Below are 15689 nucleotides of genomic sequence, written 5' to 3'. Positions count from 1 at the left end.
CGTTGGACGGCAGAGTAAAAGTACATGAGCAGGCCTCGAGGCTGGCATAGGCTGGCGATCGTACTCTCCGTCGCGTGAGCACTGATCGTATGTGTCCGCGTCGGGTACGAGTATTTTGTCGCAGGCCCTTCCGGCCATGGGTGGTTCATTGAGTATGTTCCAGGCTCCGGGCCCGACCCGAAGGATCCGCGCGTGGTTTGGGACGTGCCGTCGGTCAAGATCGCGCCCGCTGTTCTCACTATCGTCACGCCGATTGGCACTGTGTGGCCGGTGGCGCTAGGTGTTTGGGCTGTTTCGTGGATCCGAGCAGGCTTCAGGCCATAGCGCCCTCGCGAGCTGACCTCCGTCCAACTCTGTGCTCCAGTGGGCCTAGAGTTCGCGATGCTCGCCCTCTGGCCGCTGAGCGCTCACGTTAGCCGGATAGAACAGAACAACATGCCTACATGGAGCAATCAGTTCCGTGCGCGAATGGCGGCGTTCGGAGCATCCAGACGTGCGCAGCGAGGCGAGGTGGCCGTTTCGATCAAGGTTCGTGTTAGCGCTGGCTGCTTTCACCGCGAGCATTCTCCACATGCGTACGACTTGATCGATGCCGAATTGCAGCGGATCGATCCAGATGTCGAGCGGCTCGGCTTCGAAGAACACGAAAGCGGTCCCGAAGTACTCGCGTACGTAGCTCTTACGGCGGCTGGCATCGGCCTGGCCAAGTCGGTGATCGACCTCGTCGTGGCAATCTTGAAGGCCCGATCCGAGAGCGTCCGGAAAGGAGACAGGCCATCCGACCCTTTGGAAGTGGTGGTTCGCCGGTTCGATGACGGCGGGCAAGTGCGAGACGAGACGGCTTTCAGAATCGGCCACGCCGATCCCGTCCGGCGAGCGCAGGTGGAAAAGCAGTTGCTCGGTGCATTGAGGAGACTGCTGCCAGAAGTACGGCCTCGATCAAAGCCGGCTAACAGGCGCTTGCAGCCGACGGCGCCGACGAAACGAAAGCGCCGCGGCTGAAGCGCGAACGTTATGCGCATTCAACAGCCATGAGCCCAGACAGTTGACCGAACCTCCAAGGTTCGAGTGGTACGGCCCGAAGGCAGCGGCCAATCGTGCTAAGCACCGGGTCACATTTGAGGAAGCGGCTACGTATTCGGTGATCCGCTCGGCCGAATCACCGATGACCCTCGGCATTCGCAGGGTGAGGAGCGCTTCGTGCTGCTCGGCCAATCGGGCAGGCGCCGCCTCCTGGTGGTAATGTTCACCGAGCGCGGCGAGGCAATTCATCTGATCAGCGCGCGGAAAGCAACGCGCCGTGAGCGAAGGGAATATGAGGAAAGCAAGGCCTAAGAAGATGCGAACAATGCGAACACGTCAGGTTGGCTTCGACGAAGTCCTCCCTGAGTACGACTTCAGTCGCTCTCGACCGAACAAGTACGCCGCCCTGTACGCAAAGGGTAGCCTCGTCGTGACGCTCGACCCTGACGTTGCCGCCGTCTTCCCCGGGGCCCGCGAGGCAAACGACGCCTTGCGGGCTCTCGCGGGGGTCATCCGAAGCCATAAGACACGGCGGCCGTCGCGACGGAGCGCATAACCTCGCAGTGGAGCGGACGCGCTCCGCGCGCCGCTCACCGCGGCGTTGATATGACTTCCACTGTCAAGAGCCACGAAGACCCCCGGATCGCGGGTGCCGTTTGCCTTCATGGGGGTTGCTCGAGCCATCGGAAGAGGCGGAGCCTGTAACTGCCGCAGCAGGAACGATTTCAGTCGGCGCTTGCTCCGCTTGAGATCCTGCATGGCGTCGTCACGGCCTCGGCTCAAGTCCCGGAGCGCCTCGTCCTCGATGCCGGGTACGTAGATCGAACTCAGGTCGCCGCTGCGCATCAAGCGGGCCAGCGTGATCGCATCGCGCCGATCCGTCTTCACCCGGTCCCCCGCTTTCCGCGGGATCAGCGACGGCGCCACAACGTGGCAGGCAAGGCCTTCGCGGTGAGGTACCGATACAGCCAGTAGCCGCACGGCCCTGCCTCGTAGACGAACACGGGCGTCGCGCCCTTCGACTGGAGCTTCCGGATCAGCGTGTCGATGTCGCACTGCCGTGTCCCGATCGAGCCCAGGGACACGACCTCGGCGCCGCGGTCCTCGGGCGCATAGGCGACGGCGATGGCATCCTTGGGGACGTCGAGACCCACGTCGAGGACTTTGCTAGAGTGGTCCATGGCTGACCTCCGAGCTCGTGATGGGTGATGTGCCAAGAGCACATGGCGGCTCTGGCCGAAAGGCTAACCCGCGTTGAGCCGGAGGTCAGCCTCTCCTCTCGGAAGTCATACTGTCTAGCCGCGGGAGAGAAAGCGAAGCGGTAAGGCGATGGTGCAAGCACGAATGGTGCCGCAGCTCGATCCCAGAACGTTCCCGATCGACCCGATCTTGCGCCAGGCTGTGGGCGTCGATGTCGAACGCGCCAGCGAGGCGTGGAAGTTCCTTGGGACGACGGCCAGGAACGATCGGCCGGAGGCCGGTATCTTCCTCTTGGGGCTCATGCGGGTTCATGGGGGCGATTTGGCGCGCATGACCGTCCTCGTCCGCGCGGTTTCGCTCTTTCCCTCGGAGGCAGCGGCTGAAGCCCTGAAGGCCGAGTTCTGCCGCGTCCCGTCATCGCCTGCCACTCGGCCGTACCTCCACGAGGTCCTGCTGACCAGCCGGCTTGATCGGACGGGTTGGAGCGCGGGGGCGAGGTCGTCGTCCTCGAGGGCCACGAGAGCTTCCGTCACAGGGCCACGACGGAGCGCTCCCCGAGGACCCGATAGGCCAGGAACAGCGGGATCACGGCCGCCACGATGAGGATCGTGGCCAGCGCCGAGGCGGTCCCGAAGTGGTTGCTGAAGACCTGGGTGAAGATCTCCACCGACATCGTCGCCCAGGGCCCCGAATAGAGCAGGATCGACGAGCTCAGCTCCCCCACCGTCGTGATCCAGGCCAGCGTCGCGCCGGACACGATGGCGGGGAACATCAGCGGCACCGTCACCCGGCAGAACGTCCGGAAGGGCGGCACCCCCAGGCTGATCGAGGCTTCCTCGACCCGCACGTCGATCTGCTGGAGCATGGCCGTGCACGCGCGGACGGGATACGGCAGGTGTCGGATGAAGTACGAGATCAGCAGGATGGCCCAGGTGCCGGTCAGGACCAGGGGCGGCCGGTTGTAGACGATGATCAGGCCCACCCCCACGACCGTTCCCGGGATCGCATAGGCCAGCATGACCAGCGCATCGAGCAACGCGTGGGCCCGCGAGCGGCGGCGCGCCAGGAGATAGCTGATCAGCATGCCCAGGCCGACGTCGAGGAGCACGGCCGCGGCGGTGAGGACGAGGGTGTTGACGATCGCCCGGGGGACGAGGTGGAGCACCGTGCGGTAGTTCCCCAGGCTCAGGCCGGCGTACATGACCGGACCCCGCGTCGGCATGAAGGACGAGACGACGATGGTGGCCGCCGGCATGAGGGCGACGGCCACCACCACGTAGATCAGGGTCGTGACCAGCCACCGCCGGCCGGGTTCGAGCGGCCGGAGACCGAGGGGCTGGAGGCAGACGACGTTGTACGCCTTCCGGAAGGCGAAGTACCGCTGAGCCATGAGCGCCGTCGTGTTGATGAGGATCAGCAGGCTCCCGAGCGTGCTGGCCATGGACGGGTTGCCGCCCAGCTCGTTGATGAACTCGCCGTACATCAGGGTCGGCAGCGTCCGCAAGCCCTCGCCGATGATCATCGGTGTCCCGAAGTCCGCCATGGTGGCCATGAACACCAGGAGCGCTCCGGCCGTCAGCGACGGCGCGATCACCGGCAGGATTGCCGTGAAGAAGGCCCGCCGGGGCCGGGAGCCGAGGCTCAGCGCCGCGTCCTCGATCGACTGGTCCACCGACCGGAGCGCCCCGGAGACCAGGAGGAACACGAAGGGGAAGTACTGGACGACGAAGACCAGGAGGATCCCCCCGTAGCCGTAGATCGGCGGCAGGCTCCAGCCGAGCGGCTGGAGCCACTGGTTGGCGAGGCCGTTCCGCCCGAACAGGACGACCCAGGAGTAGGCGCCGATGAAGGGCGGCGACAGGAGGGTCAGGTTGGCCGCGGTCCGGATCAGGACCTTGCCGGGGACGGGATGGCGGCTCACCGCGACGGCGAGCGGTGTCCCGATCAGGACGGCGCCCAGCGTGGCGACCGTACTCAGGAGGAGGCTGTTGACAAGGCTGCCGTAATAGTACCGGTGGGTGAAGACGCGCTGGTAGTTCGGGGCCAGCCCGAGCCGCCCACCGTCGCCCGAGAGGCTCGTGAGCAGCACCTCGCCGATCGGCCAGGCCAGGAAGAGGAGGACCGTGAGGAAGGCTAGGCCGCTGACGAGCGACCAGCCGTCCCGCCCCCGCTTGCCTATCGACGCAATCACGAGTCGGCCGGGAGAAAGAAGATCCGGTCCGCCGCGCACCAGAGGCTCGCCGGATCGCCGACCGCGCGCAGCCGCGTGAAGTCGGGATCGTGAGCCTCGGCCGTGAGGAGGAGGCCGTCAGCCACCCGCACCTGGTAGCGGACCACCGAGCCGAGGTACGTCACCTCGGTCACCGTGCCCCGCGCCTCGTTCCAGGTCTCTGGAGACCCGGCCGGCGGCTCCAAGCGCAGCGACTCGGGCCGGACGCCGAGTTGCACCGTTCCGGTCGCCGGCAGCCGGCCCCCGTCCAGGATCCGCCAGGGCGCGCCGCACGCCGTCTCGACCGTGACCCACGCGTCGCCGGGCGCCCGGGCCAGCACGCGCCCGGGGACGACGTTCATGCTCCCGAGGAACTCGGCCACGAAGCGGCTCCGCGGAGCCAGGTAGACCTCCCACGGCCTTCCGGTCTGGAGGACGCGGCCCCGATCCATCACCGCGATGGTGTCGGAGATGGCCAGGGCTTCCTCCTGGTCGTGGGTCACGTAGAGGGTGGTGATCCCGAGCTCGCGCTGAATGCGCCGGATGAGCGCTCGCATGTCGCGCCGGAGCCGCGCGTCCAGGTTGGAGAGCGGCTCGTCCATGAGGAGGAGCCGGGGCTCGATGACGAGCGCCCGCGCCAGCACCACCCGCTGCTGCTGCCCGCCGGAGAGCGCAGCCGGCATCCGGGCCAGCAGGGGCTCGAGCTGAACCAGGTGGGCCGCCTCCCTGACCCTGGCCGTCACGGCGTCGGCCGGGAGGCCCCGGGCCCGGAGCCCGTAGGCGATGTTCTCCCGCACAGGCAGGTGGGGGAAGATGGCGTAGCTCTGGAACACCACGCCGATGTTCCGCTCGTAGGCCGGCACGGCGTCGACCGGGACCCCGTCGAAGGCGACCGAGCCGGCGTCCTGGGGGAGCAGGCCGGCGACGATCCTGAGGAGCGTCGTCTTGCCGCACCCGCTGGGGCCGAGCAGGGTGAAGAGCTCGCCCGGCACGAGCTCGAGGCTGACCCCGTCCAGCGCCGTGCTCTCGGCGAAGCGCTTGACCACCCCGTCGATGCGGACCCGCGTCATGGTCCCCAGACCGGCGCCGGCGCCCGCTCAGCCGGTGGGCGCGATCACTGGGTCTTGATCAGCGTGTCCTGGAACCGCTTCAAGAGCTGCGTGCGGTTGTCCGCCGCGTACTGGAAGTCGTAGTTGATCGCCTTGATCTTGTCGAGCGGCGGCAGGGCGGCCGGCGAGCCGACGTCCCGGCGCACCGAACGGCGCCCGAACTTCTCGACGATGAGGTCCTGCGCCTCCCGGGTGACGGTGAAGTCCAGGAACAGCCGGGCCGCGTTGGGGTGCGGGGCGTTCTTGATGAGGGCGCTGCCGTCCAGCGTGACCGCCGTCCCCTCCGAGGGGTACACGAGCCCGACCGGCGCGCCGCTCTTCAGGTAGTCGAAGGCCGCCTGCTCGAAGGTGAGGCCGATCGGGATCTCCCCGTTGGCGACCATCTGGTAGGTCATGCTGGACTTCGGGAGGACCTTGGATTGACGGAGGACGTCCTCCACGAACTTCCAGCCGGCGTCGTTCTTCCCGTAGATCGTGAGCCAGGTCACCAGGAGCGTGTAGGACGACCCGGACTTCGTCGCGTCGGCGTACGCCACCTTCCCCTTCCACTTGGGATCCAGGACGTCCTTCCACGCCTTCGGCGCTTCGGCGTCGCTGACGAGCTTCTTGTTGTACATGATGATGTACGGCATGGTGGTGAACGGCGTCCAGATCTGATCCGCCGGCAGGTAGCCCGGGAAGAAGGCGCCGGCCTCGCGGCTCACGTACGGGGCGAACAGCGCCTTCTTCCCGCCGATCGCCTCCGGGCCGACGCTCCAGAGCACGTCGCCGAGCGGGCGGGCCTGCTCCGCCTCGACCCGCTTGATGACTTCCCCCGTCCCGGCCACCACCGTGGAGACCTTGACGCCCGGGTGCTTCTGCTGGAAGGCCGTCACCATCGCGTTGACCATGTCCGCGTCGGCCGCCGAGTACACGACGACCGAATCCTCGGGCTTGCCCTGGGCCCCGGCCCCGCTCGCCGAGAGGCTGCCGAAGCCCGCGACCACCATCAGTGCCGCCCACCACCCCCGCCGCACCGTGCCTCGCATATCGCCTCCTCTGCGGTAACCGGCCGCGTCCCCGACGTTGGCCGAACGACCCGCCCTAGAGGAAAGCACGACCCGGTGTCAGCATCAAGGGCTCGCCCCGGGCGGCACCGATGTCGGGCGGGCGCTGTCTACGGTTACCTGGAGCCCCGCATCCGTTACGGCGACTGAGCGAGGAGCCGCGCATGACCCGCCGCGGGCCATGCCCGCGCCACTAGCCGCTGCAGACAGCGATCTGCTTGGGAACCCACGAGAGAAAGAACTTCGCCTTGAAGAATCCGTTTCGCTTGACAGGTCGAGCCGGCAGTGGAGGAAAGATCCACTTGGCCTCGACCACCACCGTCACGCTCACGGCATTGGGCGCGTCGTGGGGCTCGTACTTGGCCTCGAGGAGCAGCTCGCTGTCACGAATCGTTGCGGGATCGCGGATCGGATCGGAGAGCACGAGGTCGTACTGGTCGCGTGTCCCCGTCAGCGGCGGCGCCTCTTGCCGGTGCGTCACCGTGACGCGCTTGTGTCCATCCCGGTTACCGGGGGTCGGAACGACGGGCCCGATGAGGGGGGTCGCGACCCGGAAGGCCACGGACCCGAGAGGTGGAGCGCTCTTTCCGCAATGAGGGGAGTCGGGCTTCTCCGGTGGATCGACGAAGAGATCGATGCCGTTCGACGGAATCGGTGTCGGGAGCCCCCCTCTCCGCAGGGCGTCGAGCGGGAGAACGAGCTGGTTCCGCTGGGCCGCGATGATCACGTCGCGAGGGACCATGGACCTTGGCCACAGGTCGAACCGGCGTGGCGGTGGAAGCTCGGGAAAGCCGGGCGCCGGCTCGAGACCAGCCGCACGCTTCCGTTGGGCGTGAAACCAGGCGAACGAGAGGCTCGTCAGGTATCCGCCGATCCATATCGTCTTACCGTTGAAGTTCTTGTCTTGCGACTCATGGACGTACGGAAATTCAACCCGCCCGCAGCCGATCCCGCGCTTGTCTTCCGTATCATCGCCCAGCACGGGTTTGCGCCGATGCGTGTCCGGGTCCGTGAGCTGCCCGAACATGCGCCGGATCTGCCGGGTCACGCTGTTCTCGTCGGACTCTCTGCCCAGCAGCAGAGCGGCGACGGCAGCGTTCATGCAGGTCGCAGCCTGTGGATCGGTGGGGGGTCCCAGGATCTCGTCCGTCGGCTCGACATTCGCCATGTAACGGTCATACCAGTTTTGATACTCGTCTCGTACTGCCGTGTTGGCATCGTCCAGGGCCGTCAGACCGACGAACACTTTAAAGGCGTCACTCGACCCCCCTTGCGGCTTGAGCCGCATCCAATGGGTGAACCGCTGTTGAGGAGAGAGCCATTTCAGGAGATACGCCAGCGCGAATTCTCCCTGCTGGCTTTCGTCCCATACGTCGAAACACCGCCGGTTGTCGTAGAGCGCAATCGCCCTGAAGATGACGTATCCGAATCCGGCTCCCGCCGCCGGCCCGAACGCGCCGGTGATGTCAGCCAGAGCGTCTCTGATCGTCAACAGAAGCGTTCTGGCATCGTCGTCCCGCAACTTCAGTCTGTCAGCCAGAAAAGCCGCAAACGCCGCGCCGAGCACCCCGGCGACGGTCCAGCCGGGAAGAAGCACCAATCCCGCCGCGGCGCCAGCCCGCCCGGCTGCCTCGACCGGCTGTTCCAGGCACAGCCAGACCCCGGCCGCCTTCAAGGCGTCGACGAAGCTGGTGTCCGAGTCGAACGGACGCCCGACCGACGACCAGGGCGCCCCGAAGGTCCTCCCGGTGATACGGCGAAAGACTCGACTGAAGGGAAACTCGAGGGCCGGCAGAACGCCGGCTGAGCCGCGAGCGGTGAAGCCTCCGCAGGGACGAACCAGGAGGTAACCGAACTTGACCAGGTACCGCGCAAGATTCGAGACTTGAGCTCTCACCGCGGCGCGCACGTCGGGTGCGGTGACCAGCGTGTGGACCGTCGAATAGCCGGTCACGAGCCCGACCAGCTCGTCCATCGATACTTCGTGGTGCCGGAAGAGCCCCTTGATGAGACCGTCGCCCCGCTCGAGAGCCGCCTTGTAGACCGGATGTTCAAGTGGGGTGCAGTGCAGGTAGGCAGCTCCCCCTTTGCCCGCCGGGGGGTGGTTCTCCGGGTTCGGATCGAGAAAGAACTGGCAGCACTTGTCGGGAACCTCTTTACCCCGCTCGAACCCGACCGTCCACTGGTCCGAGGTGCATTCGTCGTATCGCATGATGAAGCCAGCGAAGGGATCCCGCGGATCCTTGATCTTGTAGAGGGATCCGAGAGTCCGGAGCGTCAGCCGGATGATCTTGAGAGCCCCTGGATTTCCGAGGGCGTGCTCCATGGCCAGCTGGGCGAGGCGCATCCCGGTCATCATGAGGGGATTTTCCCTGTTGTGCAGAAAGATTCGCCACCGTTCCCTCGTCTGCGGCGCCGGGTCCAGCTGACGGAGACCGGCCGCACTGTTGTATACTCCTGGCGTCATCTGCCAGAGTGCGCGACAATCAAAGCTTTTCCGCTGCCCCAGGAAATTGCCCGTCGAGAAATGGTTCGCGCGGAAGAACCTCCCCAAGGCGTAGTGCCGCGCCAGCGTATCGGCGCGGAGCTCGGCATACAGCCTTTCGAGATCCGCGTTGGTGGGGTCGAGCAGAGGAGCCGGCTCCTGGAACGCCGCTGCCGGCCTCGCGTAGAGCGCGAGCGCACTTCCCGTGGTCCCCTTGAGGAACGACCTGCGACTGATATCATCCGACATCGCCAGCCTCCCTGTGCTCTGCAAGCGACGGCTGCGGCACCGCACTGACCGGCCGGGGGGCTAAAAGTTAAGATCCCGTGGCGGCGTTGTCAATAGAGGTCTTGCGCCGTGCCGCCGTCTCTGGGAAGATGCTGCCGCAACGCTCGAACCCGGAGGTTGAAGCATGCGCGTGCGTGGCCTGGTGCTGCTCGGTCTGGTTGCTCTTCTGGCCGGTTCGTGGCCGGGGCCCGTCCGGGCCGCCGCGCCGAAGGCCGGCGGTGTCCTGAAGCTCGCCCTCCTGCGGGATCCCACCGGCTGGGACCCGCACATCAACTACGGCGCGACCACCTACACCTTCCAGAACAACATCTACGAAGGGCTGCTCCGCTATTCGCTGAAGGGTGTGCTCGAACCCGCACTGGCGGTGCGCTGGGAGACGCCGGATCCCACGACCTACGTGCTCCATCTCCGGAAGAACGTCCGCTTCCACAGCGGGAACCCGTTCACGGCCGACGACGTCAAGTGGAGCCTCGAGCGGACCCTGGATCCCAACACCAACGCCACCCGATCCAAGGAGTTCGGCGTCATCCAGGCCGTCACCGTCGTCGATCCGCACACGGTCCGGATCGGCTTGAAGCAGCCGAGCGCCCCCTTCCTCGAGCTCCTGGCGGCCGGGGAGGCGATGATGGTGGACCGCAAGTGGGCCCAGGCCGGCGGCGACTTCAAGCGCGCGGCCAGCGGGACGGGCCCGTTCAAGCTCGGCCCCTTCGAGACCGGGGTTCGCTACACGCTGGTGAAGAACCCCGACTACTGGGACGCGCCGCTCCCCTATCTCGACCGGATCGAGGCGAGCTCGATCCCGAAGGACGAGCTGCGCGTCTCGGCGCTGAAGACCGGCAGCGTGGACATGGCCGAATACATCCCCTGGCAGGAGATCAAGGTCCTGGAGAAGGACCCGGCCCTCCGCGTCCACGTCGGCTACGACACCTTCAACGTGATCCGCCTGAACCCGAAGCGGCCGCCCTTCGACCAGCCGAAGGTTCGCCAGGCGTTCAACTACCTGGTGGATCGCAAGGAGATCATCGACCTCGCCTGGGGCGGGATCGGGCGGGCTTTCGGGGCCGGCCTGATTCCCGAGGGGCACTGGGCGTTTCCCCGCCAGCTCCAGTCCACCTGGCGCTACGACGTCGCCCGGGCCAAACGCCTCCTGGCCGAAGCCGGCGTCAACCCCGCGACCACCCGCCTCACCTTCGACTCGACGACCCTCTCGGTCCACATGGACGAGGCCCAGATCATCGTCACCCAGCTCCAGCGCGCCGGATTCCCGGGCGTCGAGCTGAAGCCGATGGACGTCCCGACCCAGCAGCGGAAGCGGGTGAGCGGCGAATACCAGATGATGATGGACGGGTTCAGCCTGCCCTGGCCGGACCCGGACTTCTACACCGCGTTCTTCGGCACCGGCGGCGCGTCGTACGCGCGGGCTGTCGACTTCAGCGACGCGACGCTGGACAAGCTGCTGGACGATGCCCGAGCGACGGCCGACCAGGCCAAGCGGGCGGGCATCTATGCCCAGGTGGAACAGCGGCTGACGGAGCTGGCGCCGTGGGTCTTCCTCCACTGGCGCCCGCAGGCCGAGGCCACCCGAGCCACCATCGGCGGCTACACGCGCCTGCCCGGAGCCCTCGGCAACAAGAGCCTGGGCGGGCTCCGCTACCTCTACAAGGAATAACGAGGAGGACGGGCATGGCATTCGATGGCGACGGGTTCGTGAACCGCTTCAACACGGTCTGGAATGGGCACGATCTCGACGGGATCATGGCCATGATGACGGACGACATCGTGTTCGAGGCCTCCTTCGGCAAGGATCCTTGGGGGACGCGCGCGGTCGGGAAAGCGGCCGTGCGCGAGCAGGTGGCCGAGGTCCTGCGCAAGATCCCGGACGTCCGCTGGGACGAGATCCGGCACTTCGCCTGCCCGACCCACGCGGTCGTCGAGTGGGTGACCACCGGTACCCCGGTCGGCGGTGCGCGCTTCGAGGTCTACGGCTGCGATGTCCTCGGGCTGCGGGACGGCCAGATCGCCGCGAAGCGCTCCTTCCGCAAGGGCGTGATCTAGTGCGGGGCCGATCGACTACGTGTGGATCTATCTCGTCCGCCGGCTGGGGCTCTCCGCGCTCCTCCTGTTTCTGGTGGCGACCTTCCTCTTCTTCGCCATCCACCTCCTGCCCGGTGACCCCGCCCTCCTGATCCTGGGCGGCGACAGCGCCCAGCCGACCCCCGAGCAGATCGCCCGTGTCCGGTCCCGGCTCGGCCTCGACCGGCCCCTCCCCATCCAGTATGTGACGTGGCTCGGCCGCGTCCTGCGCGGCGATCTCGGCAGCTCGCTCGTGGACGACCGTCCGGTGGCGACCGACCTCGCCAATCGCCTCCCGCGGACGCTCCAGCTCGTCGTCCCGGCGACCCTCCTGGCTCTCGCCGCCGGCGTCCCGGCCGGCATGTTCGCCGCCCGCCACCGCGGCCGGTGGGCGGACCCGCTGGCCTCGGCGGCGGCCCTCCTCGGCTTCTCCATGCCGGTCTTCGTCACGGGGATGCTCCTCGTCCTCCTCTTCTCGCTCACCCTGGGCTGGGTGCCACCCACCGGCTACGTGCCGTTCGGCGAGGACCCCTGGGGATTCCTCAGACACCTCGCCCTACCCGTGCTGGCGCTGGCGGCCGCGCCCCTCGCCACCACCATGCGGATGACCCGCGCGAGCTACCTCGAGCAAGCCTCACACGACTATGTCCGGACCGCGCGCGCCAAGGGTCTTCCCGAGCGCGCGGTGGCCCGGCGGCACGTCCTGCGGAATGCGCTCCTGCCCGTCGTCACGGTGGTGGGTCTCCAGGTGGGCTCGATGTTCGCCGGGGCGGTCCTGGTGGAGTACATCTTCAGCTGGCCGGGGCTGAACACCCTCCTCCTGAGCTCGCTCGGCACCCGGGATTACCCGGTGATCCAGGGTGTGGTGCTGCTCGCGGCGGGGCTGTTCGTCGCGGTGAACTTCGTCACCGATCTCTGCTACGCCGTGATCAACCCGCGCATTCGCTATGGCTGACGGCCGTCCCCCCCACCGGGCCGGCTGGCGCCGGCTCCGTCGCTCGGGGCCGCTCACGGCGCCCGCCGTCGCCGTGACGCTCCTCATCCTGGTCGCGGCCCTGGCCCCCGGCCTCGGGGCCCACGACCCCAGCGCCCTCAACCCCCGCGCCAAGGCCCAGCCGCCAGGCCTGACCCACCTGCTCGGGACCGACGAGTTCGGCCGCGACATCCTGAGCCGCCTGGTTCACGGCGCGCGGATCACGCTCGTGGTCGCCCTGTCGAGCGTGCTCCTGGCGGCCGCCGGCGGCACGGCCCTGGGAACCCTGGCCGCCTATGTCGGCCGGGGTACCGAGGCCGTGATCATGCGGACCATGGACGGGCTCCTGTGCATTCCCCCGATCCTGCTCGGCATCATGGTGGTGACCTTCCTCGGCCCGTCGCTTCCCAACCTGATCCTGGTGATCGGCGTCCTCTACATCCCGCGATTCACCCGCGTCGTCCACTCGAGCACGCTGGCGGTCCGCGAGCTCGAGTACGTGGAGAGCGCGCGAGCCCTGGGCGCCTCGGCCGCCCGCATCATCGCCCGGGCGATCCTCCCGAACATCCTGGCGCCCATCGTCGTCCAGCTCTCCCTCGCCGCCGGCCACGCGATCCTGCTGGAGTCGGGGCTGAGCTTCCTCGGGCTCGGCCCGCCGCCGCCGACCCCGTCCTGGGGGCGGATGGTCGAGCAGTCCGGCCGCTTCATGCAGCTCTCGGCGCTGCCGCTCCTCTGGCCGTCGGTCGCCATCTCGGGCACGGTGCTCGCCTTCAACCTGCTCGGTGACGGCCTGCGGGACGTCCTCGACCCGCGACTCCAGTGAGCCGGCGAGCGGCGATCGGGCTCGCAATCTACGGCCTCGCCCTGGCCGCCATCGTCGGCGGGCGCGGCTTCACCCTGGCGCGCGCCCTCGGTGGGCGCTACCCGCCGTCGGCCTTCCTCTTCGACGTGACCGCGTTCGCCCTGATCATCGTCGCCCTGCGACTCTTCGACCGGGGCGTCAGGACCGGCGTCGAGCACGTCGTGGGCAAGGCCGGCGGCGTCCGTCGCGGGATCGGCCTCTGCGTGTACGCCGTCGTGGTGCTCGGCGTGGCCTTCCCGCTCTTGCTGGCGACGCTCCAGTTTCACCCGATCCGGATCGCTCCGGCCGGGACGCCGGGGGCCGTGGGGCTGCCCTACGCGGACATCACGTTCGTCGCGGACGGCCTTCGCCTGTCGGGCTGGCACATCCCGGCCGGCTCCGAGCACCGGCCGATCGTCCTCGTCACCCACGGCTTCAACGCCAACAAGGAGAACTTCCTGGTGCCGGCCGTGCTGCTGCACCAGATGGGGTACGACGCGGTCCTCTTCGACTTCCGCGCGCACGGCGACAGCGCGGGACGCACCTCGACCTTCGGGCTCCGCGAAGGCCGGGACGTCGAGGCTGCCCGCCAGTGGATCCGGCGCACGCACCCGGGCCGGCCGATCTACGCCCTCGGCTACTCCATGGGGGGCGCCGCCGTCATCGAGGCGGCCGCCCGACACGGGCTGTTCGACAGGGTCGTGCTGGATTCGACCTTCGGGAGCCTCGAGCGCGTCGCCCGGGCCACGCTCCTTCGCCCGTTCGGTTCCGCCGCCGGGCCGCTCTGGCACCTCGGCCGGCTCTGGGGCTGGCTGTGGACCGGAGCCGACGTGGGCGAGCATCAGCCCGAGCGACACATCGGGATCCTGGCCGAGCGGCCGCTCCTGCTCATCCACGGGACGGGAGACCGCCTGATCCCCCACCAGGAGACGCTGCGCCTCTACGAGGCGACCGGGCGGCGGGCGGGTCTCTGGCTGGTCGGCGGGGCCGACCACATCCAGACGGTGGACCACCCGGAGTACCGCGAGCGGCTCCGGCGGTTCTTCGAGTGAGTGCCCGGAGCCGCACGCTTGAGCAAGGGGGCCTTTTGGACTATCATCCGGCTACCAAATCCGGGCCTCCACCCTTACCTGCGCTGCCGACGGAGGTGCGCCTATGACACATCTGGTTCGAGCCGTGCTCGTCCTCGTCACCCTGACGGGGTTCGCGTCCACCCTGGCGTGGTTGCCGGGGGCCGTCCCGGCGACGGCCGAGGACCGCGTCGTCAAGATCGCCGGCGTAGGAGCCATGACCGGCGTCATCCGCGGCTTCGGGATCAACTCCAAGGCCGTCATGGACATGACCGTCGACGAACTCAACCAGGCCGGCGGCATCAAGCTCGCCGATGGCACGCGCGCCAAGGTCGCCATCACGTTCGCCGACGAGCGGTGCAACGCGGAGGAAGGGATCTCGGTCGTGCGCAAGCTGGCCAGCGAGGACTGGCTCGCCATCATCGGGCCGACCTGCTCCAACGTGGCCGAGCCTCTGTTCGGCATCCTCCAGCGGAAGGTGGGCGACGCCGGCGACTCCGGTCTCCAGGTCCCGATCTTCAGCGACACCGCCATCAAGCCCGGGCTGGCCAAGATCTCCGAGTGGTCGTTCCGCAACGTACCCCACGAGCCCACCATGTACGACCACCTCTTCAAGTGGCTCAAGGAGAAGAACCCCGACGTCAAGACCGTCGCCGGCGGCGTCGAGAGCGACTTCGCCCACTCCAACTCCAACTCCCAGACGATGGACGCCGCGGCCAAGGCCGCCGGCTTCGAGGTGATGGGCTGGGAGAAGTGGCTGCTGGCCGACACCGAGTTCTCGACCCAGGTCGGCAAGTGGCGGCGGGCGAAGCCCGACGTCATCGCCATCTCGGCCCATCCCTTCACGACCTGCGGCGTGCTGCGCGAGATGAAGCGGCAGGGCGTCAAGCCGAAGCTCCTGGTGGGGCTCACGTCCAGCGCGACGCTGGAGACGATGGCCGGCTGCGGCCCGGAGGCCGAAGGCTTGATCATCCCCACCGGCTTCGCGCCGGTGACGCCGGAGGCGCAGCGCGTAGCGAAGATCGTGGGCACCAAGTACAAGGGGAACGTCGATCTCCACTCGGCGGCGGTCTACGAGAACCTCTACGTCCTCAAGCAGGTCATCGAGACATCAGGGGTGGAGGCCAAGCCCAACACGGTCCAGCAGGACCGGCGGCGGATCCGTGACGGGCTCGCCAAGGTGAAGGAGTTCGACGGGCTGCTGGGCAAGGTGAAGCGCACGGACGACCGGGAATCGGTCAAGCCGTACGTCTTCGCCATCGCGCGGAACTCCGACTGGGCCGTCCTCTTCGATCCCCGCCCCCGCTGACGGGACGCCGCCGGGCGCCCTCGCCGGACACGGGGGAGGGCGCCCGGCACTTCGCCCATGAAC

General features: G+C 67.9%; 14 protein-coding genes. 7 read left to right on the top strand and 7 right to left on the bottom strand.

Annotation, left to right across the window (positions count from 1 at the left end):
• Positions 1-369: 369 nt before the first annotated feature.
• Positions 370-858: a hypothetical protein gene (locus tag VGW35_15885; GenBank protein HEV8309140.1), complete on the bottom strand. Its 489-nt coding sequence runs from the start codon at positions 856-858 to the stop codon at positions 370-372.
• A gap of 300 nt (positions 859-1158) precedes the next feature.
• Between VGW35_15885 and VGW35_15880 the strand changes: the two genes are divergently transcribed.
• Positions 1159-1335: a BrnT family toxin gene (locus tag VGW35_15880; protein HEV8309139.1), complete on the top strand. Its 177-nt coding sequence runs from the start codon at positions 1159-1161 to the stop codon at positions 1333-1335.
• Between the two features lie 24 nt (positions 1336-1359).
• On the opposite strand, the gene VGW35_15875 is transcribed toward VGW35_15880, so the two are convergent.
• From VGW35_15875 to VGW35_15850, 6 genes are all read right to left on the bottom strand, one after another.
• Positions 1360-1950 carry a transposase gene (locus VGW35_15875; protein ID HEV8309138.1) on the bottom strand — a complete coding sequence of 197 codons (591 nt, stop codon included), beginning with the start codon at positions 1948-1950 and terminating at the stop codon, positions 1360-1362.
• Positions 1935-2204 carry a hypothetical protein gene (locus VGW35_15870; GenBank protein HEV8309137.1) on the bottom strand — a complete coding sequence of 90 codons (270 nt, stop codon included), beginning with the start codon at positions 2202-2204 and terminating at the stop codon, positions 1935-1937. Before VGW35_15870 ends, VGW35_15875 begins: the two co-directional genes overlap by 16 nt.
• Before the next feature lie 548 nt (positions 2205-2752).
• Positions 2753-4414: an iron ABC transporter permease gene (locus tag VGW35_15865; GenBank protein ID HEV8309136.1), complete on the bottom strand. Its 1662-nt coding sequence runs from the start codon at positions 4412-4414 to the stop codon at positions 2753-2755.
• Entirely contained in the window at positions 4411-5502 is a 1092-nt protein-coding gene (locus VGW35_15860; protein HEV8309135.1) for an ABC transporter ATP-binding protein, read from the bottom strand. The genes VGW35_15865 and VGW35_15860 overlap by 4 nt, the downstream gene beginning before the upstream one ends.
• 44 nt (positions 5503-5546) lie before the next feature.
• The gene (locus VGW35_15855; GenBank protein HEV8309134.1) at positions 5547-6569 is read right to left on the bottom strand and encodes an extracellular solute-binding protein; all 1023 of its coding nucleotides are present in this window, start codon (positions 6567-6569) and stop codon (positions 5547-5549) included.
• A gap of 211 nt (positions 6570-6780) precedes the next feature.
• Positions 6781-9321, bottom strand: a complete 2541-nt coding sequence (locus VGW35_15850) for a hypothetical protein (protein HEV8309133.1) — start codon at positions 9319-9321, stop codon at positions 6781-6783.
• 163 nt (positions 9322-9484) lie between these two features.
• Here VGW35_15850 and VGW35_15845 point away from each other — a divergent pair, with 163 nt between their 5' ends.
• The 6 genes from VGW35_15845 to VGW35_15820 all read left to right on the top strand — a co-directional run bounded on the left by VGW35_15845 (position 9485) and on the right by VGW35_15820 (position 15626).
• Complete coding sequence (locus VGW35_15845; protein ID HEV8309132.1) at positions 9485-11029, top strand: ABC transporter substrate-binding protein; 1545 nt, start codon at positions 9485-9487, stop codon at positions 11027-11029.
• A gap of 14 nt (positions 11030-11043) precedes the next feature.
• Entirely contained in the window at positions 11044-11415 is a 372-nt protein-coding gene (locus tag VGW35_15840) for a nuclear transport factor 2 family protein (GenBank protein ID HEV8309131.1), read from the top strand.
• Positions 11416-11434: 19 nt separating this feature from the next.
• On the top strand, positions 11435-12388 hold the full coding sequence (locus VGW35_15835) for an ABC transporter permease (protein HEV8309130.1): 954 nt from the start codon (positions 11435-11437) through the stop codon (positions 12386-12388).
• Entirely contained in the window at positions 12381-13229 is an 849-nt protein-coding gene (locus VGW35_15830) for an ABC transporter permease (GenBank protein ID HEV8309129.1), read from the top strand. The genes VGW35_15835 and VGW35_15830 overlap by 8 nt, the downstream gene beginning before the upstream one ends.
• On the top strand, positions 13226-14299 hold the full coding sequence (locus VGW35_15825; protein ID HEV8309128.1) for an alpha/beta fold hydrolase: 1074 nt from the start codon (positions 13226-13228) through the stop codon (positions 14297-14299). Before VGW35_15830 ends, VGW35_15825 begins: the two co-directional genes overlap by 4 nt.
• Positions 14300-14402: 103 nt before the next feature.
• The gene (locus VGW35_15820; GenBank protein ID HEV8309127.1) at positions 14403-15626 is read left to right on the top strand and encodes an ABC transporter substrate-binding protein; all 1224 of its coding nucleotides are present in this window, start codon (positions 14403-14405) and stop codon (positions 15624-15626) included.
• Positions 15627-15689 lie beyond the last annotated feature (63 nt).

Source organism: Candidatus Methylomirabilota bacterium (genome assembly GCA_036005065.1).
Lineage (GTDB): Bacteria > Methylomirabilota > Methylomirabilia > Rokubacteriales > DASRDR01 > DASYQW01.
The sequence above is the reverse complement of the archived record's forward strand: the minus strand, read 5'-3'. Positions and strand labels throughout refer to the sequence as shown.